General features: G+C 63.6%; 17 protein-coding genes. 5 read left to right on the top strand and 12 right to left on the bottom strand.

What is annotated here, in order from left to right:
- Positions 1 to 37: 37 nt before the first annotated feature.
- On the bottom strand, positions 38 to 2,449 hold the full coding sequence (gene clpA, locus JJC00_RS17650) for an ATP-dependent Clp protease ATP-binding subunit ClpA (RefSeq protein ID WP_200473751.1): 2,412 nt from the start codon (positions 2,447 to 2,449) through the stop codon (positions 38 to 40).
- Positions 2,450 to 2,743: 294 nt separating this feature from the next.
- Positions 2,744 to 3,076, bottom strand: coding sequence for an ATP-dependent Clp protease adapter ClpS (clpS, locus tag JJC00_RS17645; protein WP_200473750.1), 333 nt, complete (start codon positions 3,074 to 3,076; stop codon positions 2,744 to 2,746).
- A gap of 482 nt (positions 3,077 to 3,558) precedes the next feature.
- Between clpS and JJC00_RS17640 the strand changes: the two genes are divergently transcribed.
- From JJC00_RS17640 to JJC00_RS17630, 3 genes are read left to right on the top strand one after another with little or no spacing between them, the layout of a single operon-like run.
- Positions 3,559 to 4,965: a TadE/TadG family type IV pilus assembly protein gene (locus JJC00_RS17640; protein WP_200474146.1), complete on the top strand. Its 1,407-nt coding sequence runs from the start codon at positions 3,559 to 3,561 to the stop codon at positions 4,963 to 4,965.
- 9 nt (positions 4,966 to 4,974) lie between these two features.
- A complete protein-coding gene (locus JJC00_RS17635) occupies positions 4,975 to 5,535 on the top strand; it encodes a TadE/TadG family type IV pilus assembly protein (RefSeq protein WP_200473749.1) in 561 nt (186 codons plus the stop codon).
- Complete coding sequence (locus tag JJC00_RS17630) at positions 5,532 to 6,125, top strand: TadE/TadG family type IV pilus assembly protein (protein ID WP_200473748.1); 594 nt, start codon at positions 5,532 to 5,534, stop codon at positions 6,123 to 6,125. The genes JJC00_RS17635 and JJC00_RS17630 overlap by 4 nt, the downstream gene beginning before the upstream one ends.
- Positions 6,126 to 6,195: 70 nt before the next feature.
- Here the strand turns inward: JJC00_RS17630 and JJC00_RS17625 are convergent, their stop codons facing one another.
- A complete protein-coding gene (locus JJC00_RS17625) occupies positions 6,196 to 6,534 on the bottom strand; it encodes a phasin family protein (protein WP_148754857.1) in 339 nt (112 codons plus the stop codon).
- Positions 6,535 to 6,923: 389 nt separating this feature from the next.
- Here JJC00_RS17625 and JJC00_RS17620 point away from each other — a divergent pair, with 389 nt between their 5' ends.
- Positions 6,924 to 8,747 carry a D-alanyl-D-alanine carboxypeptidase gene (locus tag JJC00_RS17620; RefSeq protein ID WP_200473747.1) on the top strand — a complete coding sequence of 608 codons (1,824 nt, stop codon included), beginning with the start codon at positions 6,924 to 6,926 and terminating at the stop codon, positions 8,745 to 8,747.
- A gap of 221 nt (positions 8,748 to 8,968) precedes the next feature.
- On the opposite strand, the gene JJC00_RS17615 is transcribed toward JJC00_RS17620, so the two are convergent.
- The 4 genes from JJC00_RS17615 to JJC00_RS17600 form a co-directional block, all read right to left on the bottom strand.
- On the bottom strand, positions 8,969 to 9,694 hold the full coding sequence (locus tag JJC00_RS17615; protein WP_200473746.1) for a DnaJ domain-containing protein: 726 nt from the start codon (positions 9,692 to 9,694) through the stop codon (positions 8,969 to 8,971).
- Between the two features lie 74 nt (positions 9,695 to 9,768).
- A complete protein-coding gene (locus tag JJC00_RS17610; protein WP_200473745.1) occupies positions 9,769 to 10,524 on the bottom strand; it encodes a VWA domain-containing protein in 756 nt (251 codons plus the stop codon).
- 159 nt (positions 10,525 to 10,683) lie between these two features.
- Complete coding sequence (locus JJC00_RS17605; protein ID WP_200473744.1) at positions 10,684 to 11,544, bottom strand: alpha/beta fold hydrolase; 861 nt, start codon at positions 11,542 to 11,544, stop codon at positions 10,684 to 10,686.
- Positions 11,545 to 11,884: 340 nt separating this feature from the next.
- Positions 11,885 to 12,808: a division plane positioning ATPase MipZ gene (locus tag JJC00_RS17600; RefSeq protein ID WP_200473743.1), complete on the bottom strand. Its 924-nt coding sequence runs from the start codon at positions 12,806 to 12,808 to the stop codon at positions 11,885 to 11,887.
- Between the two features lie 270 nt (positions 12,809 to 13,078).
- On the opposite strand from JJC00_RS17600, the gene panC reads away from it, so the two are divergent.
- A complete protein-coding gene (gene panC / locus JJC00_RS17595) occupies positions 13,079 to 13,930 on the top strand; it encodes a pantoate--beta-alanine ligase (protein ID WP_200473742.1) in 852 nt (283 codons plus the stop codon).
- Here panC and JJC00_RS17590 read toward each other — a convergent pair.
- From JJC00_RS17590 to JJC00_RS17570, 5 genes are all read right to left on the bottom strand, one after another.
- On the bottom strand, positions 13,927 to 14,367 hold the full coding sequence (locus JJC00_RS17590; protein ID WP_200473741.1) for a DUF1489 family protein: 441 nt from the start codon (positions 14,365 to 14,367) through the stop codon (positions 13,927 to 13,929). The two genes, panC and JJC00_RS17590, sit on opposite strands and share 4 nt — an antisense overlap.
- A gap of 42 nt (positions 14,368 to 14,409) precedes the next feature.
- Positions 14,410 to 15,393, bottom strand: a complete 984-nt coding sequence (locus JJC00_RS17585; RefSeq protein ID WP_200473740.1) for a hypothetical protein — start codon at positions 15,391 to 15,393, stop codon at positions 14,410 to 14,412.
- A gap of 155 nt (positions 15,394 to 15,548) precedes the next feature.
- The gene (locus JJC00_RS17580; protein WP_084292202.1) at positions 15,549 to 15,752 is read right to left on the bottom strand and encodes a hypothetical protein; all 204 of its coding nucleotides are present in this window, start codon (positions 15,750 to 15,752) and stop codon (positions 15,549 to 15,551) included.
- Between the two features lie 184 nt (positions 15,753 to 15,936).
- Positions 15,937 to 16,305 (bottom strand): YidB family protein, encoded by a 369-nt coding sequence (locus JJC00_RS17575; protein ID WP_027530082.1) that lies wholly within the window; start codon positions 16,303 to 16,305, stop codon positions 15,937 to 15,939.
- Positions 16,306 to 16,392: 87 nt separating this feature from the next.
- Positions 16,393 to 17,055: a glutathione S-transferase family protein gene (locus JJC00_RS17570; protein WP_200473739.1), complete on the bottom strand. Its 663-nt coding sequence runs from the start codon at positions 17,053 to 17,055 to the stop codon at positions 16,393 to 16,395.
- Between the last annotated feature and the right edge of the window lie 103 nt (positions 17,056 to 17,158).

Genomic DNA, 17,158 nt, shown 5'->3' with positions numbered 1-17,158 from the left:
GTTTTTCAGCCGGCCTTTTCGATTCATGATGCGCCGATCAAGCCTTGACCAGCGGGCCCTTCGAGGTCGGCCCCTTGGAGCCGCCGGGGCCGCCCGGCTTGTTGGGCTTGCCTGGCGGGCGCTTGCGAGCGCCGGGCAGCTTTTCCTGCTTCGGCGTGACCGGGCCCTCGACGAACTCGAAACCGATCTTCTCCTTGGTCTCGTCGGCCTCGTCCTTGACCAGGACGACGCGGACGTGGCCGCCACCCTTGAGCTTGCCGAACAGCACCTCGTCAGCCAGCGGCTTCTTGATGTGCTCCTGGATGACGCGGGCCATCGGCCGCGCACCCATCTGCTCGTCATAGCCGTGCTGGACCAGCCAGGTCTTGGCAGGCTCGGACAGCTCGATGGTGACGTCGCGGTCGCCGAGCTGCGCTTCGAGCTGAAGCACGAACTTCTCGACCACCGTGCCGATCACCTCGACGCTGAGATGGCTGAACGAGACGATGGCATCGAGACGGTTGCGGAATTCCGGCGCGAACTGCCGGTTGATTGCCTCGTGGTCGTCGCCTTCCCGCTTGGAGCGCGTGAAGCCGAACGCCTGCTTGGCGAGATCCGAAGCACCTGCATTCGTGGTCATGATCAGGATCACGTTGCGGAAGTTGACCTGCTTGCCGTTGTGGTCGGTGAGCCGGCCGTGATCCATGATCTGCAAGAGCACGTTGTAGAGGTCGGGATGCGCCTTCTCGATTTCATCGAGCAGCACCACGCAATGCGGGTGCTGGTCGACGCCGTCGGTCAGGAGGCCGCCCTGGTCGAAGCCGACATAGCCGGGAGGCGCGCCGATCAGGCGCGACACGGTGTGCCGCTCCATGTATTCGGACATGTCGAAACGCAGCAGCTCGACGCCGAGCGACGCCGCCAGCTGCTTTGCGACTTCGGTCTTGCCGACGCCGGTCGGACCCGAGAACAAATAGCAGCCGATCGGCTTCTCCGGCTCGCGCAGACCCGCGCGTGCGAGCTTGATCGAAGCGGCAAGCGACTCGATTGCCTTGTCCTGGCCGAACACGGTGCGCTTCAGGGTCTGCTCGAGATGCTTGAGCACCTCGGCGTCGTCCTTCGACACGCTCTTCGGCGGAATCCGCGCCATCGAGGCGATCGTGGTTTCGATCTCCTTGATGCCGATGGTCTTCTTGCGCTTGTTCTCGGCGACCAGCATCTGCGCCGCGCCGGACTCGTCGATCACGTCGATCGCCTTGTCGGGCAGCTTGCGGTCGTGAATGTAGCGCGAGGAGAGCTGCACCGCCGCCTCGATCGCCTCATTGGTGTACTTCAGCCGGTGATAGTCCTCGAAGTACGGCTTGAGGCCCTTGAGGATGGCGATGGCATCCTCGACCGTCGGCTCGTTGATGTCGATCTTCTGGAAGCGCCGCACCAGCGCGCGGTCCTTCTCGAAGTGCTGACGGTATTCCTTGTAGGTGGTCGAGCCCATGCAGCGGATCGTGCCCGAGGCGAGCGCAGGCTTGAGCAGGTTCGATGCGTCCATTGCGCCGCCCGACGTCGCGCCGGCACCGATCACGGTGTGGATCTCGTCGATGAACAGGATGGCGTTGGGATGCGCCTCGAGCTCCTTCAGCACCTGCTTGAGGCGTTCCTCGAAGTCGCCGCGATAGCGCGTGCCCGCGAGCAGCGTGCCCATGTCGAGCGAGAACACGGTCGCAGCCGCCAGCACCTCCGGCACCTCGCTGTCGACGATGCGCTTGGCCAGCCCCTCCGCGATCGCGGTCTTGCCGACGCCGGCCTCGCCCACGAACAGCGGATTGTTCTTCTGGCGGCGGCACAGCACCTGGATCGCGCGGTTGATCTCGGAATTGCGCCCGATCACCGGATCGATCTTGCCGTCACGCGCCTTCTTGTTGAGGTTGACGCAATAGGTCTCGAGCGCCTCGCCCTTCTTCTTGGCGTCCTCGGCACCCTTGGTCTCGGTCTCCTCGTCGACGCCGCGCACCGGCCGCGCCTCGGAGACGCCCGGCCGCTTGGCAATGCCGTGGCTGATGTAGTTGACGGCATCGTAGCGCGTCATGTCCTGCTCCTGCAGGAAGTACGCGGCATGACTCTCGCGCTCGGCAAAGATCGCGATCAGCACGTTCGCGCCGGTCACCTCTTCGCGGCCGGACGATTGCACGTGGATCACCGCGCGCTGGATCACGCGCTGGAAACCGGCGGTCGGCTTGGCGTCGTCGGCACCATCCGTCACCAGATTTTCGAATTCAGTCTCAAGATAATTGACGAGGCTCGTGCGGAGCTTGTCGAGATCGACGCTGCAGGCACGCATGACGGCGGCTGCATCGGAGTCATCGATCAAGGAGAGCAGGAGATGCTCGAGCGTCGCGTATTGGTGATGACGCTCATTGGCGATCGCCAGCGCACGATGCAGGGATTGTTCAAGGCTTTGGGAAAAAGTCGGCATTCGCGTCCTCTATGGCCCCCACCATCATGATCGCCATCGCCCGGTCAGGCAACAACAACCTTTGTCACATATAGTTATACAAGACCGCGGCAAAAGACCGGTTCCGCGACTCGATGAGCATTACGCGCCCACCGCATTCTCGATGCAAAACCCGTTCCGATTTGGGCAAAACTGCCCATTTGGGCAGGATTGGCGTCGGCGCTGATTTTCGCCCGATCGTGCAGCGGTATCCGCTGACGTCACACACCGCACGAACAGAACCGATCTGAAGACCTCGGGGATTCGAACGCGCGGTTACTTCTTTTCCATCACGCATTGCAGCGGGTGCTGGTGCTTGCGGGCAAAATCCATCACCTGCGTCACCTTGGTCTCGGCAATCTCGTAGGTGAACACGCCGCACTCACCGATCCCGTGATGATGGACATGCAGCATGATCTTGGTCGCGGCCTCGACGTCCTTCTGGAAGAACTTCTCCAGCACATGGACGACGAACTCCATCGGCGTGTAGTCGTCGTTGAGGATCAGCACGCGATAGAGGTTGGGCCGCTTGGTCTTTGGTTTGGCCTTGGTGATGACGGATGTGTTCGGACCCGCCGGGCCGCCGGAACGGTTCTCATCGTTGCTCATCCGGGGAGCGTGGGCGGCGGCGGCCGCGGTCAGGTCTAGTCTGGAAGACAGTTGCGGCATGGCTCAGGCGTTCAAGTTCCCCACGGAAGCGTATGACGGTTTGCGGCGCGGCCCCGCAGTCGGGAGCCTGGCGCTGGCGCACCGCCTTGTCGGATCGCCGCTTCCAACCGGTCCGGTCGGAGCCGGATCGATTGCCGGGAATATGGGCCCGCCCCCGGCTCGCCGCAAGCATGCAAAGGCCAGCCGATGCGGCCGCGACGGTCCCGATTCCCGGTCCGGGCGATCCGGGCCAAGGTTAACCAATCCGGACCGATTTGCCAAAATAATCCGTCCTCGGTTTCACCGACGTTAACCAGAAACCGTTTCGGCGGCGGCGGCGCGACCATTTGCGCGCAATCGGCCCCGGTTTTGTACGGGCGAGTTTACCTGATGTTCAACCGCGCGGCCTGAAATCAGGCAAACCAGAGATTTCGAGGAACGTCATGTTTCGCCTGCCCGCCGCCCGGTGCACTCGTCGACCCCTGGCTCGTTTTGCCGCGGCCGAGCAAGGCAACGTCGCCGTCATCTTCGCGATCATGCTGTTCCCGACCATCTATTTGTTGGGCATGACGCTCGATTACACCCAGGCCCAACGCCGCCAATCGCAGCTGGACGCCGCGGCCGATGCCGCCGCAATCGCGGCCGTGACGCCGTCGATGATGGCCCAAAGCACGACAGTCGCACAGACGACCGCCACGAATATCTTCAATGCGACGGCGAACGCGATCGCCGGCGGCCTGACAGGGAATCCCGTCCTGACGGTCAACGTCGGCAACCTCGGCCTGGTGCGCACTGCGACCGTCAGCTACACCGCGAACTCCAGCAACGCCTTCCCGACGTTGCTCGGTGCCCCCGTGTGGCCGATCAGGGGCGCAGCGACGGCCAGCGCCTCCGGCGCGCCGAACATCAACTTCTACCTGCTGCTTGACGACTCGCCATCAATGGGAATTGCAGCGACATCGGACGATATCACTAAATTGACTACGGCCACAGCGAGCCAGCCCTCCGGCTCGAAGAACTGCGCGTTCGCCTGTCACGAAGCGCATCCCAATCTCGACAGCGGCGCAAACTCCTCGACCAAGGACAACCTCAGCATCGCGCGCAGCAACAACGTCACGCTGCGCATCGACCTCGTGGCGCAGGCGACCGCAAGTCTCATGAGCACCGCGAAAACCGTGCAGGCGACGCAGAACAACACCTACAAGGCCGCGATCTACACGTTCGACTACGGGTTCAACACCGTCTATGCGCCGTCGGGGCTGCCATCCGCCGACCTGACCAGTGCCGCGACCTCGGCCGCCAACAACATTTCGCTTGTCACCGTCGACCATCAGAACTGCGTGCTCTCGGGATGCAGCATCACCACCGACTACGGCACCGACATCGAGAACGCGCTCTCAAGCGTCAACGCCCTCATGCCCTTGCCCGGCGGAGGGTCAAATCAGACCGGGGATACGCCTCAGGAAGTGGTGTTCCTCGTTACCGACGGGGTTGACGACAAGATGGTGTCGCTGAGCTCGTCCTGCAGCGGAACGCCGCTTGCCAACGGCTCCAAGTATCGGTGTCAGCAACCGATCAATACGTCGATATGTAAGACGATCAGGGACCGGGGAATTCGCATCGCGGTGCTTTATACCGAGTACCTGCCGCTCACAGGCAACAATTGGTACACCTCCTACATCGCGCCATTCAACAATCCCTCGTCGTCGACCGGACAGATCGCGCAAAATGCGAAATCCTGCGCGTCGCCCGGCTTGTTCTACGACGTACAATCGGGCGGCGACATCACCGACGCACTCAAGAAACTGTTCCTGTTGGTCGTGGAAACGGCCCCTCACCTGACCAACTGAGTCAACCTCATGCCCAAGCTGCGAGCAGCATCCGGAAAGCGACGCCTTCGCGAGCTGTTCGCAACTTTCCGCAAAGACGAAGACGGCGCGAACGCAGTCGAGTTCGCCCTCGTTGCACCGATATTCATCGCGCTGCTGGTCGGAATCATCCAGATCTTCCTGGTATTCTTCGGCCAGCAGCTGCTTCAGCAGGTCGTGCAGCAGTCGGCGCGCCAGGTCATGACCGGCCAGGTACAGGCGGCCGGCATGACGCAGACCCAATTTTCGACGTTGGTCTGCTCGCAGGTCCGTATCATCTTCAACTGCAACAATCTGATGATCAGCGTTCAGTCCGGGAGCAGCTGGGCGGCGTTGAGCGCGGCTGCGCCGACATTGACTTTCAAAGCCGACGGCAGTGTCGCCAACAACTGGCCCTACAACCCGGGCGGTCCTTCCGACAAGGTCATCGTGGCGGTGATCTACCAATGGCCGGTCTTCATGGGACCGCTCGGCTTTACCCTTGCGAACCTGCCCAACGGCAATCGCCAGATCACAGCATCCGCCGCTTTCCAAAACGAGCCCTATCAATGACCCGCTTGCCCATGCGCCTGAGGGAATTCCGAGCCGACGAAAATGGCGTGGCAGCCATCGAGCTTGCTATCGTGCTGCCGTTCATGCTGCTGCTTTGCATAGGCGGAGTCGAACTCGGCAACGCGCTGTCGATCAACGTCAAGGTCACGGCTACGGTGCATACCATCGCCGATATTCTGTCACAGAATAAGTGCGTGACCACGACCGACGTCACCGGCATTCTCGACGCCTCGTCGAAAGTCCTTTCACCCTATGACATCACCAAGGCCGTGGTGACCGTCTCGGAGGTGCAGCCGACCGGCGACAACGTCACGGCCAAGGTGGTCTGGAGTCAGTCGCTTAACGGCACGGCAAGAACGACCGGAACAACCGTCAACCTGCCGACATCCCTGACGGGGGTGCCGACGACAGCTGGGCTTATCCTCGGTGAGGCGACGTACTTCTATACGCCTAACCTCGGCTACACGATCAGCGGGACAGTTGCGCTCAGCGACAGCTACTATCTGTACCCTCGCCAAACGAGCTTTGTGCCGACCATCACTAGCGGGACGACGCCGCCCGTCCCGGGTACCTCGTGTCCAACGTCTTGACTGTCGCCGCTCGCAAAAAAGCCCGGCTGAACCAGCCGGGCTTTTTCGATTCCAGCAGGTTTCGAAAGGGTTACTGGGCGGCCGGGGTGAACTTCGACACGACCGTCTCGACCGGCTTGAACGCCTGCTTGGCGAGGTCGCTGTAGAGGCCGGCGATCTTCTGCGATTCCGCGACGAAGGTCTCGTAGGCGGAACGGGCGAAATCGGTCTGGGCTTCCATCGCCTTGTCCAGCGACTTCACGCCGGAAAGCTTCTCGACGAAGGACTTGGTGTCTTCAAAAGACTTCTTGGTGTAGTCGCCATAAGCGCTGGCGATCGCCTGGAGACCGTGCTGCACCGAAGTCGCGGAAGCAACGCACGTCTCGAAATGCTCTTTCCCGTAGTTCTGAAAGTCTTCAACCTTGAACATCTTGGAATCCTTTTCCCTGGCTCGCGTCCGGAAGCCCCGGCCCCTGACCTCTGCACACAATTAGTGCAACGCACAAAAAAGTCAAGAATCTTGTGCGGCGCACAAAAATAGATGCAAGTTACGGAGATTCCGGGGCTTTCCCGCAAGGGTTCCTTAAGCTTTTGGAAACCGCGGGCCCCTACCCTGATTCCCTGGACGTGTTCACCTTCTGCAAGCGGTCAAAAGCCGTGTGAGAACATCACCTTAGCCAGAATAGCGGCTCAGGCCCAACGTCTCCCGTGGCGAGCACCAGCGGAGGGACAGCCTGAGCAGGTAATGATCCCGGGTCCGCAGGGCACAATTTCGCCTCACGAGCCGGTGATCAAGTCACAAAACGGGGACGGGGTTCCATGCTTCGTAACAACTGGTCTTCCTCGCGCTTGGCGCGGGTTGGCGTTTTCGGGCTTCTCACGGTCACCACAGCCGTGATCTTCACCACCGATGCCGCCGACGCGCGGCGCCATCGGCGCCACTACGCGCACCACCGGGTGCATCATCGCGACGTTTCCGAAAGCTACAGCCCGCAATTCTCGTCGATCATCGTCGACGGCAATTCCGGCGCGGTGCTCCAGTCGACCAGCCCCGACGGGCTTCGCCATCCCGCCTCGCTCACCAAGATCATGACGCTCTACTTGCTGTTCGAGCGTCTCGAATCCGGCAAGATGAAGCTCGACACCGAGATGCCGGTGTCGCAGCACGCCGCTGATCAGGATCCGACCAAGCTCAATCTGCGTGCCGGCCAAACCATCCGCGTCGAGGATGCGATCAAGGGTCTCGTCACCCGCTCCGCCAATGACGCCGCTGTTGTGATCGCCGAAGCGATCGGCGGCGACGAGGACGATTTCGCAGCGATGATGACGCGCAAGGCGCGCGCGCTCGGCATGTCCAAGACGGTCTACCGCAATGCGAACGGCCTTCCCAACGACGAGCAGGTGACGACCGCACGCGACCAGGCCACGCTCGGCCGCGCCATCCAGGAGCGCTTCCCGCGCTACTATCGCTATTTCTCAACCACCTCGTTCACCTGGCGCGGCGAGCAGATCCGCAACCACAATCACCTGCTCGGCAGCGTCGAGGGCGTGGACGGCATCAAGACCGGCTACACCCGCGCCTCCGGCTTCAACCTCGTGACCTCGATGCGCCGCGGCAACCGCCATCTGATCGGCGTGGTGCTCGGCGGCCGCAGCGGCGGCTCGCGCGACGCCATCATGCGCAATCTGCTCGCGGAAAATCTCGATAAGGGCGCGACCGCCCACACTGTCGTGGCGGTGAGCGAGCGCAACAGCGCCGACACCGGCACCGACGTCGCCGATGCTTCGGATACCCCGGCCCGTCCCGCTGCGCCGGTTCAGGTCGCGTCCGCTCCTGCGCCCGAGGCACCCGCGGCGCGTCCCGCCTCGCGCCTGTCGGCCCTTGCAGCTGCGACCGCCGCGATGCCGCCGGCCCAGCCCAAGCCCGAAGCCAAGCCGATGGAGTCCAAGATCGAGCCCGCGCCGCTCACCAATGGCGTGATCTCGAGCCAGCCGCTCTCCCTCATTCCGGGTTCGTCCGAGCCGATGAAGCCGGTCCGGGTCAAGACGGTTCAGGTCAAGGCCGGCGCGGTCAAGGTCGCGTCCGCCGCCCCGACCCCGGTCGCGCCGCAAGTCACCAACACGATTTCGCCCCGCAGCGACGTCGCCGAGACCTCCGGCGCTGTCGTCGCCAGGGCCGACATCATCAACAAGCCGGAGCCCGCCCGGGCCGAGGTCGCCCGGACCGAGATGCCGCAGCAGCCGGCGGGCTTCGGCACCGGCAATGGCATTCTCGGCGTGCTGCCGGCGTCCGCCGCCGCTGCCCCGGCGCCCGCCCCGGTCGCCAAGCTTGCCTCCGCCGATCCGGCACCGCAGCCGATCCAGATGAGCGCCACCACCAAGCCGGTCGCCACCCATAGCGGCTGGATCGTCCAGGTCGGCGCGCTCGAGAGCGAGACCGAGGCCCAGCAGCGAATTGAAGCCGCCCGCAGCTCAGCCCGCGGCCTGCTCAGCAAGGCCGATCCGTTCACCGAGCCTGTCGTCGCCAGGGACAATCGCAAGCTCTACCGCGCCCGCTTTGCCGGGCTCGAGCGGGACCAGGCCGAAGCGGTGTGCAAGGCGCTGAAGCGCGCCGACATCTCCTGCATGACCGTCCGCAACTGATCTTTCCTACCCCTCCGGCGAAATGCCCGCGCCCTGCGCGGGCATTTTTGTTTTTGGGGGCGGTGGCGCGGGAGGCTGTTCCGCGACAACCTCTCGTCAAGGATTTACAGTTAAAACTTTACTCAAGGGATCGACCACGCCGACAATGGCGGGCATCGGGCGACGGCAGACAGAGCAAGCGGAGATCACGCGGTACGGGCGTTTGTAGCGTGGTGCCGGAGTTAGCCGTTATGCGTACGAAGCAGAGTATCCTTGGCCTCGTTTACACGGGCAGCGAGGTACGTCGAGCCCCCCTGGTCGGGATGCAGTTTCTTCATGAGGGACTTGTGCGCCCGGCTGATGTCGTCGCGCCCCGCCCCCGGCTGCAAGCCAAGGATCTGATAGGCCTCCTCCGCCGTCATTTTGCCGCTCGACGCCGTGCGGCGCTGCCCCCCTGCCGCGTTGCCCTGCGCGTTCTGACGCCAAGCGGGAAACCGGCGGTCCAGATAGCTTTCAAGTAAGGCCACGCTCTCGGCGTCGAACGCCGGGACCATCGCCAGCAGGCTTGCAAGATCGAACTCGTCGAGACCGTGCCCGGCGTGAGGCCCGGCGACGATCTGGCCCGAGAGCTGGCCGGACTCGTGATCGAGCCGCATGTCCAGGAATTGCGAACGCACGCGCGAGCTCTGGTTGGGCGAGCGTGCCGCGCCACCGCCGAACAAGCCTCCGATATTGCCGAAGCCCGCATTCGCCAACGGTGTCCAGCCGAGCAGTCCGGCACCGAATAGTCCGAGCGGGATCGCAACCGCCAGTTCGCCCTTCATGCCCGTGAAGGCGGCTACCGCGAGCGCGACGACGCCGCCCCCGACCTTGATGGCGCGCGCCAGTACCGCCGGATTGGCGGCGCGGAACATCTGGAGCAACAGGTAGAGCGTGATAACGGCGACAAGGCCGGCGATCAGAGTCATGGCGTGAATATAGTCGCCCTTCCGGCAGAATGCATTGGCTCCACTTCGGCCGAGGGCCGCGCCGGCTTGACCTGCTACTTCATCTGTCCAATCAGCTGCGCCGCGCCATTCGCGGTCTTCGCCAATCTCAGCAGCGCCTCACGGCCACCAGCAGCATAGGCCGCAGCGGCTCGCAACAGCTCGCGCAGCTGCGCTGCCGCGCCCGGATCGAACCGGCACCACGCGCCGCCGGTCAGGCGCGCGATCTCGCGAAACGCCCGTTCGGCGACCGCATCATGGCCTTCCTGAAACAGGAACACCGGCACCTTCAGCATGCCGAGCTCGCCGGCCTTGGCGCAAAGCGCGTCGACTTTCTCCTCCATGGCGTCGCCGACGAAGACCACGGCACGCACGCCCGATGCGACCGCCTCACGCCGGGCGTCGGTCAGCACCCTGCCGATCTGGGTGTCGCCGCCGCGGCAATCGATCTTGCTCATCAGCGTCGCAAGCTTGCCGCTGTCCGAAATCCACCCGGTGGCACGGCATTCGTTGAAGCCGCGATAGTAGACCAGCCGGATGTCGAGGCTGCCAAGTGCCGCCGCTTCGCGAAACATGTCCGCCTGAAGCGCGCAGGCCATGTCCCAGGTCGGCTGCCGGCTCATGGTCGCATCCAGCGCGAAAATCAAGCGGCCCTTCGCGCCGGGCGCATGCGGCGACAGCGCACGCGCCTTGGCGACGAAGGCGGCGACGTCCTCCGAGGTCGAGGTCTTTGCCTGCGGCAACGCATCGTCACTTTCGGCTCTCGCCGAGATGGCATCGCTATTGCGCGGCTTGATGGGGTCGCCGGACATCTGAGGTCACACTTGGTCTCATGCCACCAATGTGGATTGCGTGCCCCGCCCGGTCAATGTGCAAAGCCTCCGCAGGCGGAAGCCGACGGAGGCTTTGAGACGTGTTTCCAGCTATGCTGAATGGATCAGCTCTTGTTTCAGATCAGCTCTTGTTTCAGATCAGCTTTTGGCGGGTGCCATCAGAGCGACCGGGCCGGGCTCGAGCACCTTCGGCGGCGACGACGTGGTGTCGACCGGCGCGATCGCGCTGTCAGTGTCGCTCAGGAATTTATCAAGCATGCCCTGGATCGAATTCTTGGCACCATCCGGGCCGGTGTCACGCATGTCGTTGTGCTGGAAGTCGGTCTTCACGACCTGAATACCGGCCTTCTCGCACTCTTCGTCAGTCGGGATCACGCCCGGATCGGTCTTGAACTGCGGATCCTTGGAACGGAACGACAGGATCTTAAACTTGCCGGCGGTGACGAAGGGAACGCGGAGATTGTCCAGCGTCACGACCTTTTTGACCTCATCCGGGTACTGCTTGGCGAAATACATCGTGATGTCGCCGCCCATGGAATGGCCGACCATCGTCACCCGCGAATAGTCAGCGTTGGGCTGAACCTTCTTCATCTCCTGCAGCGCCAGATGGATGTTGGCAACGCCGCGCAGGATCTGCGGCAGGCGGCCGACATAGAGCTCGCCGGGCTTGGTCACCATCGGCGGATCGGTCGGCAAATCATGCTGCGGGCTGAGGACGAGATAGCCGCGCGCCGCAAAGACGTTGGCAAGGAAGCCGTACTCGGTGTTCTTGACGGTGTTGCCGTGATTGACCACTGCGACCGGCATGGTGATCATGCCGGCATTGGCCTGCATTTCCTTGTCGCGGCGGATCGCGATGTCGACAGGCACGGGACGGTTGTCGCGCGAAGGATCGTAGAAGGTGATGGTCTCGTGCTTGATGGCCCACTTGCTCGCCGTGACATAGGCGACGCCGCAGAGCGCACTGACAAAAACCAGAACGGCAATTCCACGCTTCATTTTCGTCCTCAGCCTCAGGCTCTTGCGGCCTGATCCCTGTTGAAAATCGTGTTGTTCGAGGAGCTCTTCGGCCCCTTCGCGCCTATTCCCTAATATATGTCACAGCCGCGTGACAGGAAGGCTAAATTTTGTGATCCGGCAGCCCTTTCATTGTGCGGCGCACACAAATGGTGGGCACCTCGTTCCGATACCGCTACGTCCGGATGTAGATGTCCATCCGACGCAACCCGTCTCGATCGGGTTCAATTTCGCGATTAACATTGAATGAAACGGCTTTGAGCGCGCTCAGTTCCCGCGGGAACCGGCTACGATGATCGCCCGGAAGTAGCGGCGTACCGTCCTAGGCGCCGAGGATGTCGTGAACCTCGAGCGGCTTGTCGACCTGACTGAACCACTCGGCGCGATTTGCCGCACGGCGGCGGCCGCGCTCGTCGAGCGGCAGCTTGAGCTGGCGGAGCAGGCTCGTCACCTCTTCCCGCGCGGTGAGATGGCCGAGATTGGGCCGCATGCCGAGCGTGGCCTCGTCGATCTCGTCGAGCGCCGTCAGGCCGCGCGGAAAAAACTCGCGATAGACGACGCGCTCGGCGAAGCCGTCGACGTAGCGGAAGCCGAGCCGCAGCGACAGATCCTTCAGTCCGTCGGCGACGAGTTGCTTGTTGCGGGAGCCGAGCATCGACAGGCGATTGCGCACCACGATCCAGTCGGTCGTCGAGCCGTCAAGCTGGCGGCGCTTGCGCCTGACGTCGCGGACCATCTCCGCGTAATGGCTTTCCCCTGTCACCGCGTAATTGGCGGGATCGACGGTGCCGAGCACGTCGAAATCGAGGAAGCTGTCGTTGATCGGCGTGACCAGCGTATCGGCCATCGAATGGGCAAGCCGCATCAGATAGCTGTCGGTGCCGGGCGTATCGATGACGATGAAGTCGAAATTGCTCTCGACCGCCGAGACCGCCTCCATGAATTGAAGGAACTCGGAATTCTCGTTCTCGGCGACCTGCATGGTCTCGCCGAGCTTGATGCAGCGATGCGTCGGCAGCTCGAGATCGAGCTTGGTCCGGCGCGCCCAGGCAGAACGGTTGTTGACGTAGCGCGTGAAGCTTTGCTGGCGGCAGTCGAGGTCAATGGTGGCGACGCGCTGGCCGGCCTTCAGGAGCGCAACTGCGATGTGCAGGGCGGTGGTCGATTTGCCGGATCCGCCCTTTTCATTGCCGAGCACGACGACGTGCGCCGAGCCGGATTGGCTTTGGCTAGCCTGCACAAGCATGGCGATCCTCAACACCCCTAAACAATATCTTCGAGTTGGCCGCGTCTGCGGTCAAGTGAAATGCGTGACAGGATGACGAAATCGCAGTGCGCTGGTCTTCATCATGAATCGTGTCGCGGTGTTGCGTCTGTGATCCAGCCCGCAAGGGCGCGACACGCTCGTTGCGGAGGATGCTGTGCCGCATGTCGATGCATGGCGTCCACGACCGCCGCTTGTTAAGGTTAGCCGGACGCGCAGCAGGCGCCCACCCCCAACGATCTCCGAGTCCTGATGTCACGAAGCCCCTTGATCACCCGCACGGTGCCCGCCCTGCGACGCGCCATCGACAATCTTCGCAAGCGAAAGGCCACGGTCGCGCTGGTTCCGACGATGGGGGCACTCCATGACGGGCATGTGTCGCTGGTGCTCCTGGCGAAGCGACGTGCGAGCCGCGTCGTTGTGTCGATCTTCGTCAATCCAACCCAGTTCGCCCCGACCGAAGATTTCGGTGCGTACCCGCGAACCTGGAAGGCCGACATCGCCAAGCTTGCGGCCGAGGATGTCGACATCGTCTGGCACCCCGGAGTCGAGGCGATGTATCCGGAGGACTTTGCGACGCGAATCGTTCCGGAGGGACCGGCACTGGCCGGCCTCGAGGACCGCTTCCGCCCACATTTCTTCGGCGGCGTCGCCACCGTCGTTGGCAAGCTGTTCACGCAATGCCGGCCGGACGTCGCGATCTTCGGCGAGAAGGACTTTCAGCAGCTGCGAGTCGTAACGCAGATGGCCCGCGACCTCGACCTCGGCGTGAAGGTGATCGGCTCCCGCACGGTGCGCGAGCGCGACGGGCTCGCGATGTCCTCGCGCAACGTCTACCTCTCGCCCGAGGAGCGCCAGACCGCCACCGTCCTCTACCGCGCCATGAAGGGCAGCGCCGGGCGGATCCAAGCCGGCGAAGCCATCACGACCGCGATGGCGCGCGGCGCCGAGATGATCAAGGCAGCCGGCCTTGCGCTCGACTATTTCGAGCTCCGTCATGCCGAGACGCTGGCGCCGGTCAGCTCGCGCAAGGACGGTCCGCTGCGGATCCTGGTCGCAGCCAAGCTCGGCGCGACGCGGCTGATCGACAATATTGCGGTTTAGAGCAGCCCGAGATCGCGCAGCTCACGCCGCATTGGCTCCGGCATCGCCGCGATGGAGCCTGCTGCGGACTTGCCGAGATCGGGCGGCACGGAATCATCGGCGAGATAGCGCCAGCCCTGGAACGGGCGCATCGGCCGCGGCGACACCGAGACCACCTTCGGCTGCATCACGATGCGGCAGCGCCCGATGCCGTCCTTGTCGCGGAACGGCTCTATGCCGATGATCTTCTCGCGCGCGGCAATCTCGCCCTTGATGACCCAATAGAGCGATCCGCCCGCCAGAATCTCGGCGTCGCGCTTGGGCACCATGCGGGTGATGTGGATGTGGTGTTGCGGCAGGCCTTTTTTCTTGGCCGTCTGCATCCGCTCGGCGATCCACCCCTTCAATTCCTTGACGGAGTCGCAGCCGACGGCAAGCTTGATCAGATGAAGTGGCATGGCCCAGCATTAGCGGGCCAGCCACGGGTTTTCAAAGCCGAACTAGTTGTTATCCGCAGCCGCGGGAGCCGAGCCCGGCGGCGGCGCGAGTGGAACCGGCGCGGCGGCGGCCGGCGCACGCGCAGCCTTCGGCGCCGGCGGTTTCTTCGCAGCAGGTGCCGCAGGCGCGGCGGCCTGTGCCGAGGTCGCAGCCGGGGCGCGTGGCGCCGGCGCTGCAGCGTTGGCGGCCGGTGCCTGGCGCGTGGACGGCTCCGGATTCATGATGCTCACCGGCGGCGTCGACGAGGCGCTCGGGAACTCGGCATTGGTCGGCTTGCCCGTCGGCATCGACGCCGGCAGTCCCGCAAGCGCCGCCGAGGCTGGCATCGCCGGCGCAGCAGCGGGCACGTTCCAGGTCGGCGCATAGCGTGCCACCAGCATATCGTAGAGATGGGCATCCATATTGGCAGCGACCCGCTGCTGATCGGTCAACGAGCGGAAGGCGGCGCAATCGAACTGGGTGCAGCCGTTGCGCGCGACCAGCACTTGCGCGACGAGCCCGTAGCGATCGCGCTCCAGCGACTTGCGCAGCACCCTCATGTCCAAGCTCAGACTGTTGTTGGCGGTCGCGGCATCGCCGAGCTCGGTCAGTCGGTCGATCCTGGCCGCGGTGTAGGCGACGGCGGCAGCCACAGCGTCGGGCGCCCCGAACAGCGCCTTCTCGCAGCCAATGGCCACGGCATCACCGGCGAGATCGTCGAGGCAGGACAGCGCCGGCAGGCTCGCAACTACCGCAGCTTGCGCGCGGGCCTCGGCTGGAGCGGCCTCTCCCGCCGGACCATAAACGCGAACGGTGGCGGCCACCGCGATGGCAATGGCGAGCAGCGTGATGACGGTCAGCGCACCGTTGGCCACCGATCTCTCGGCGCGCAGCAGCGTAATCATCAGGATCAGTCCGAAGAAGCCGGCAGCCGCCAGCGTCATCCACATCGGTAAGGCCGGCGAGCGCCAGATTTCGTCGAGCGACGAAGCCCATGCCCAGTTCATGCGCGATGTCCCCTCACGCGAGCAAAGAGCGAATGGTCAAGCGAGCACCGCTATTCGGCAACTGCCCCCGGCCCACCTTGTCGGGCCGAAACGGGCCTTTTGACGGCGGAGGAAGCAGATTCGTCCGCGACACCAATGCGCAGCGCCGTCATCCGTCAGGATTGCGCGAGCTGGCTTTCCTTGGCGACCCGTTCGAAGGCTTCGGTCGAGCTCTTGATCCGGTATTGGCAGTCGTCACCGTCCGTCGGCAGCAGGCGGATGATCTCATACGAGCCACTGGCAGCCGGACGCGCGACGTTGCTGGCCGTGAACAATACGCGCGTTCCAATCGGGAATTTGTGCTTCAACACCCTCTCCATCACTCAAACAACGCCTGCCTCGCCCGTGGTCCCACTGCGAGGCCGGCTGGAAACCCAGCCGCTGTATAGCACGCATGCGGCGTTTTTGGCCAGCCTCATGCGAGCATGCAACCTACCAATTTTGAAGTCTTTTCAGGACGATAATGGGAACACAGCCGAGCTGGACTACCGCTGGAACCAGGCCTCAGGCGCCATGAGGCAGATGGCCCTGCGGGCTTGCCTGATCCACGGCCTTGGGCAGCTCCTGGGCCAGGATCTCGCCCAGCTGGTCGACCGGGATGTTGTAGCGCGCCGCAAGCTGGCGGACGGTGTCGTTGCCGAGCACGGCGCGGAGCTGGTCGGCCGAGATCGGCAGGTTCTGGCCGTTACCGAGCCAGGATTTGACCTGGTCGCCAAAGCCCGCCTGCTGGAGCTTTGCGACAATCGCACCCAAGCCGCCCTGGTTGTTGCTGCCGAGCACCTCGTTCATCACGGCCGGCAGGACGGCGGCGCCGAGCTGGCCAAGCGCGCTGCGCAATGCGGGATTGTTCTCCAGCGAGTCCAGAATTCCCATATCCGTCCCCTCTTCTTGCCGATCGTTTCACCAGATTGAGCGCCGCAAGCCTGCATGCCGTCAAGCGGCGCTCAATCACAATCCCGACTACACGTTCTCGAACTTTTCGATGACAAGCGTTTCGGCGAGGCCATCGCGTGTCCATTCCTGGAACGCCGGCATCGCCATCATCGTGTCCATGTAGGCCTTGGTCTCCGGCGTAACCTCGATGGCGTAGGTCCGGAAGCGATGCACGACCGGCGCGTACATCGCATCGGCCGCGCCGAAGCGGCCGAACAGGAACGGCCCGCCGGCACCGTAGCGGGTCCGGCACGCGCGCCAGATCTCTTGCACGCGCGCGACATTGGCCTTGGCGTCCGCCGACAGCGTCACGGGACGCACGGGACGGTGCAGGTTCATGCCGCATTCGTTGCGCAAGGCCGTGAAGCCGGAATGCATCTCGGCGCATACCGAACGGGCAAAGGCGCGGGCCGCGACGTCATCGGGCCACAGCTTCACTTCCGGATAACGCTCGGCGATATATTCGATGATGGCGAGCGAATCCCACACCGTGATGTCGCCGTCGACCAGCACCGGCACCTTGCCGGCGCGGCTGAAGGACAGGATCTGCTCCTTGTCCGCGGGATTGTCGGTGTAGAGCGGGATCACCGTCTCCACGAACGGGATGTCGTTGGCGCGCAGCGCAAGCCAGGGCCGCATCGACCATGACGAGTAGTTCTTGTTGCCGGTCGCGAGCTTGAGAGCTGCCATGTCACTGGTCCTTCCGTGCGTCCACTGGATGCGGCTGCTTTTAACGCCATCACCTGCCGCCAATCAATCGTTGCCGCAACTCAACCCGCGTGGCAATCGTTGC

It is taken from the genome of Bradyrhizobium diazoefficiens (assembly GCF_016616885.1).
GTDB lineage: Bacteria > Pseudomonadota > Alphaproteobacteria > Rhizobiales > Xanthobacteraceae > Bradyrhizobium > Bradyrhizobium diazoefficiens_F.
The sequence above is the reverse complement of the archived record's forward strand: the minus strand, read 5'-3'. Positions and strand labels throughout refer to the sequence as shown.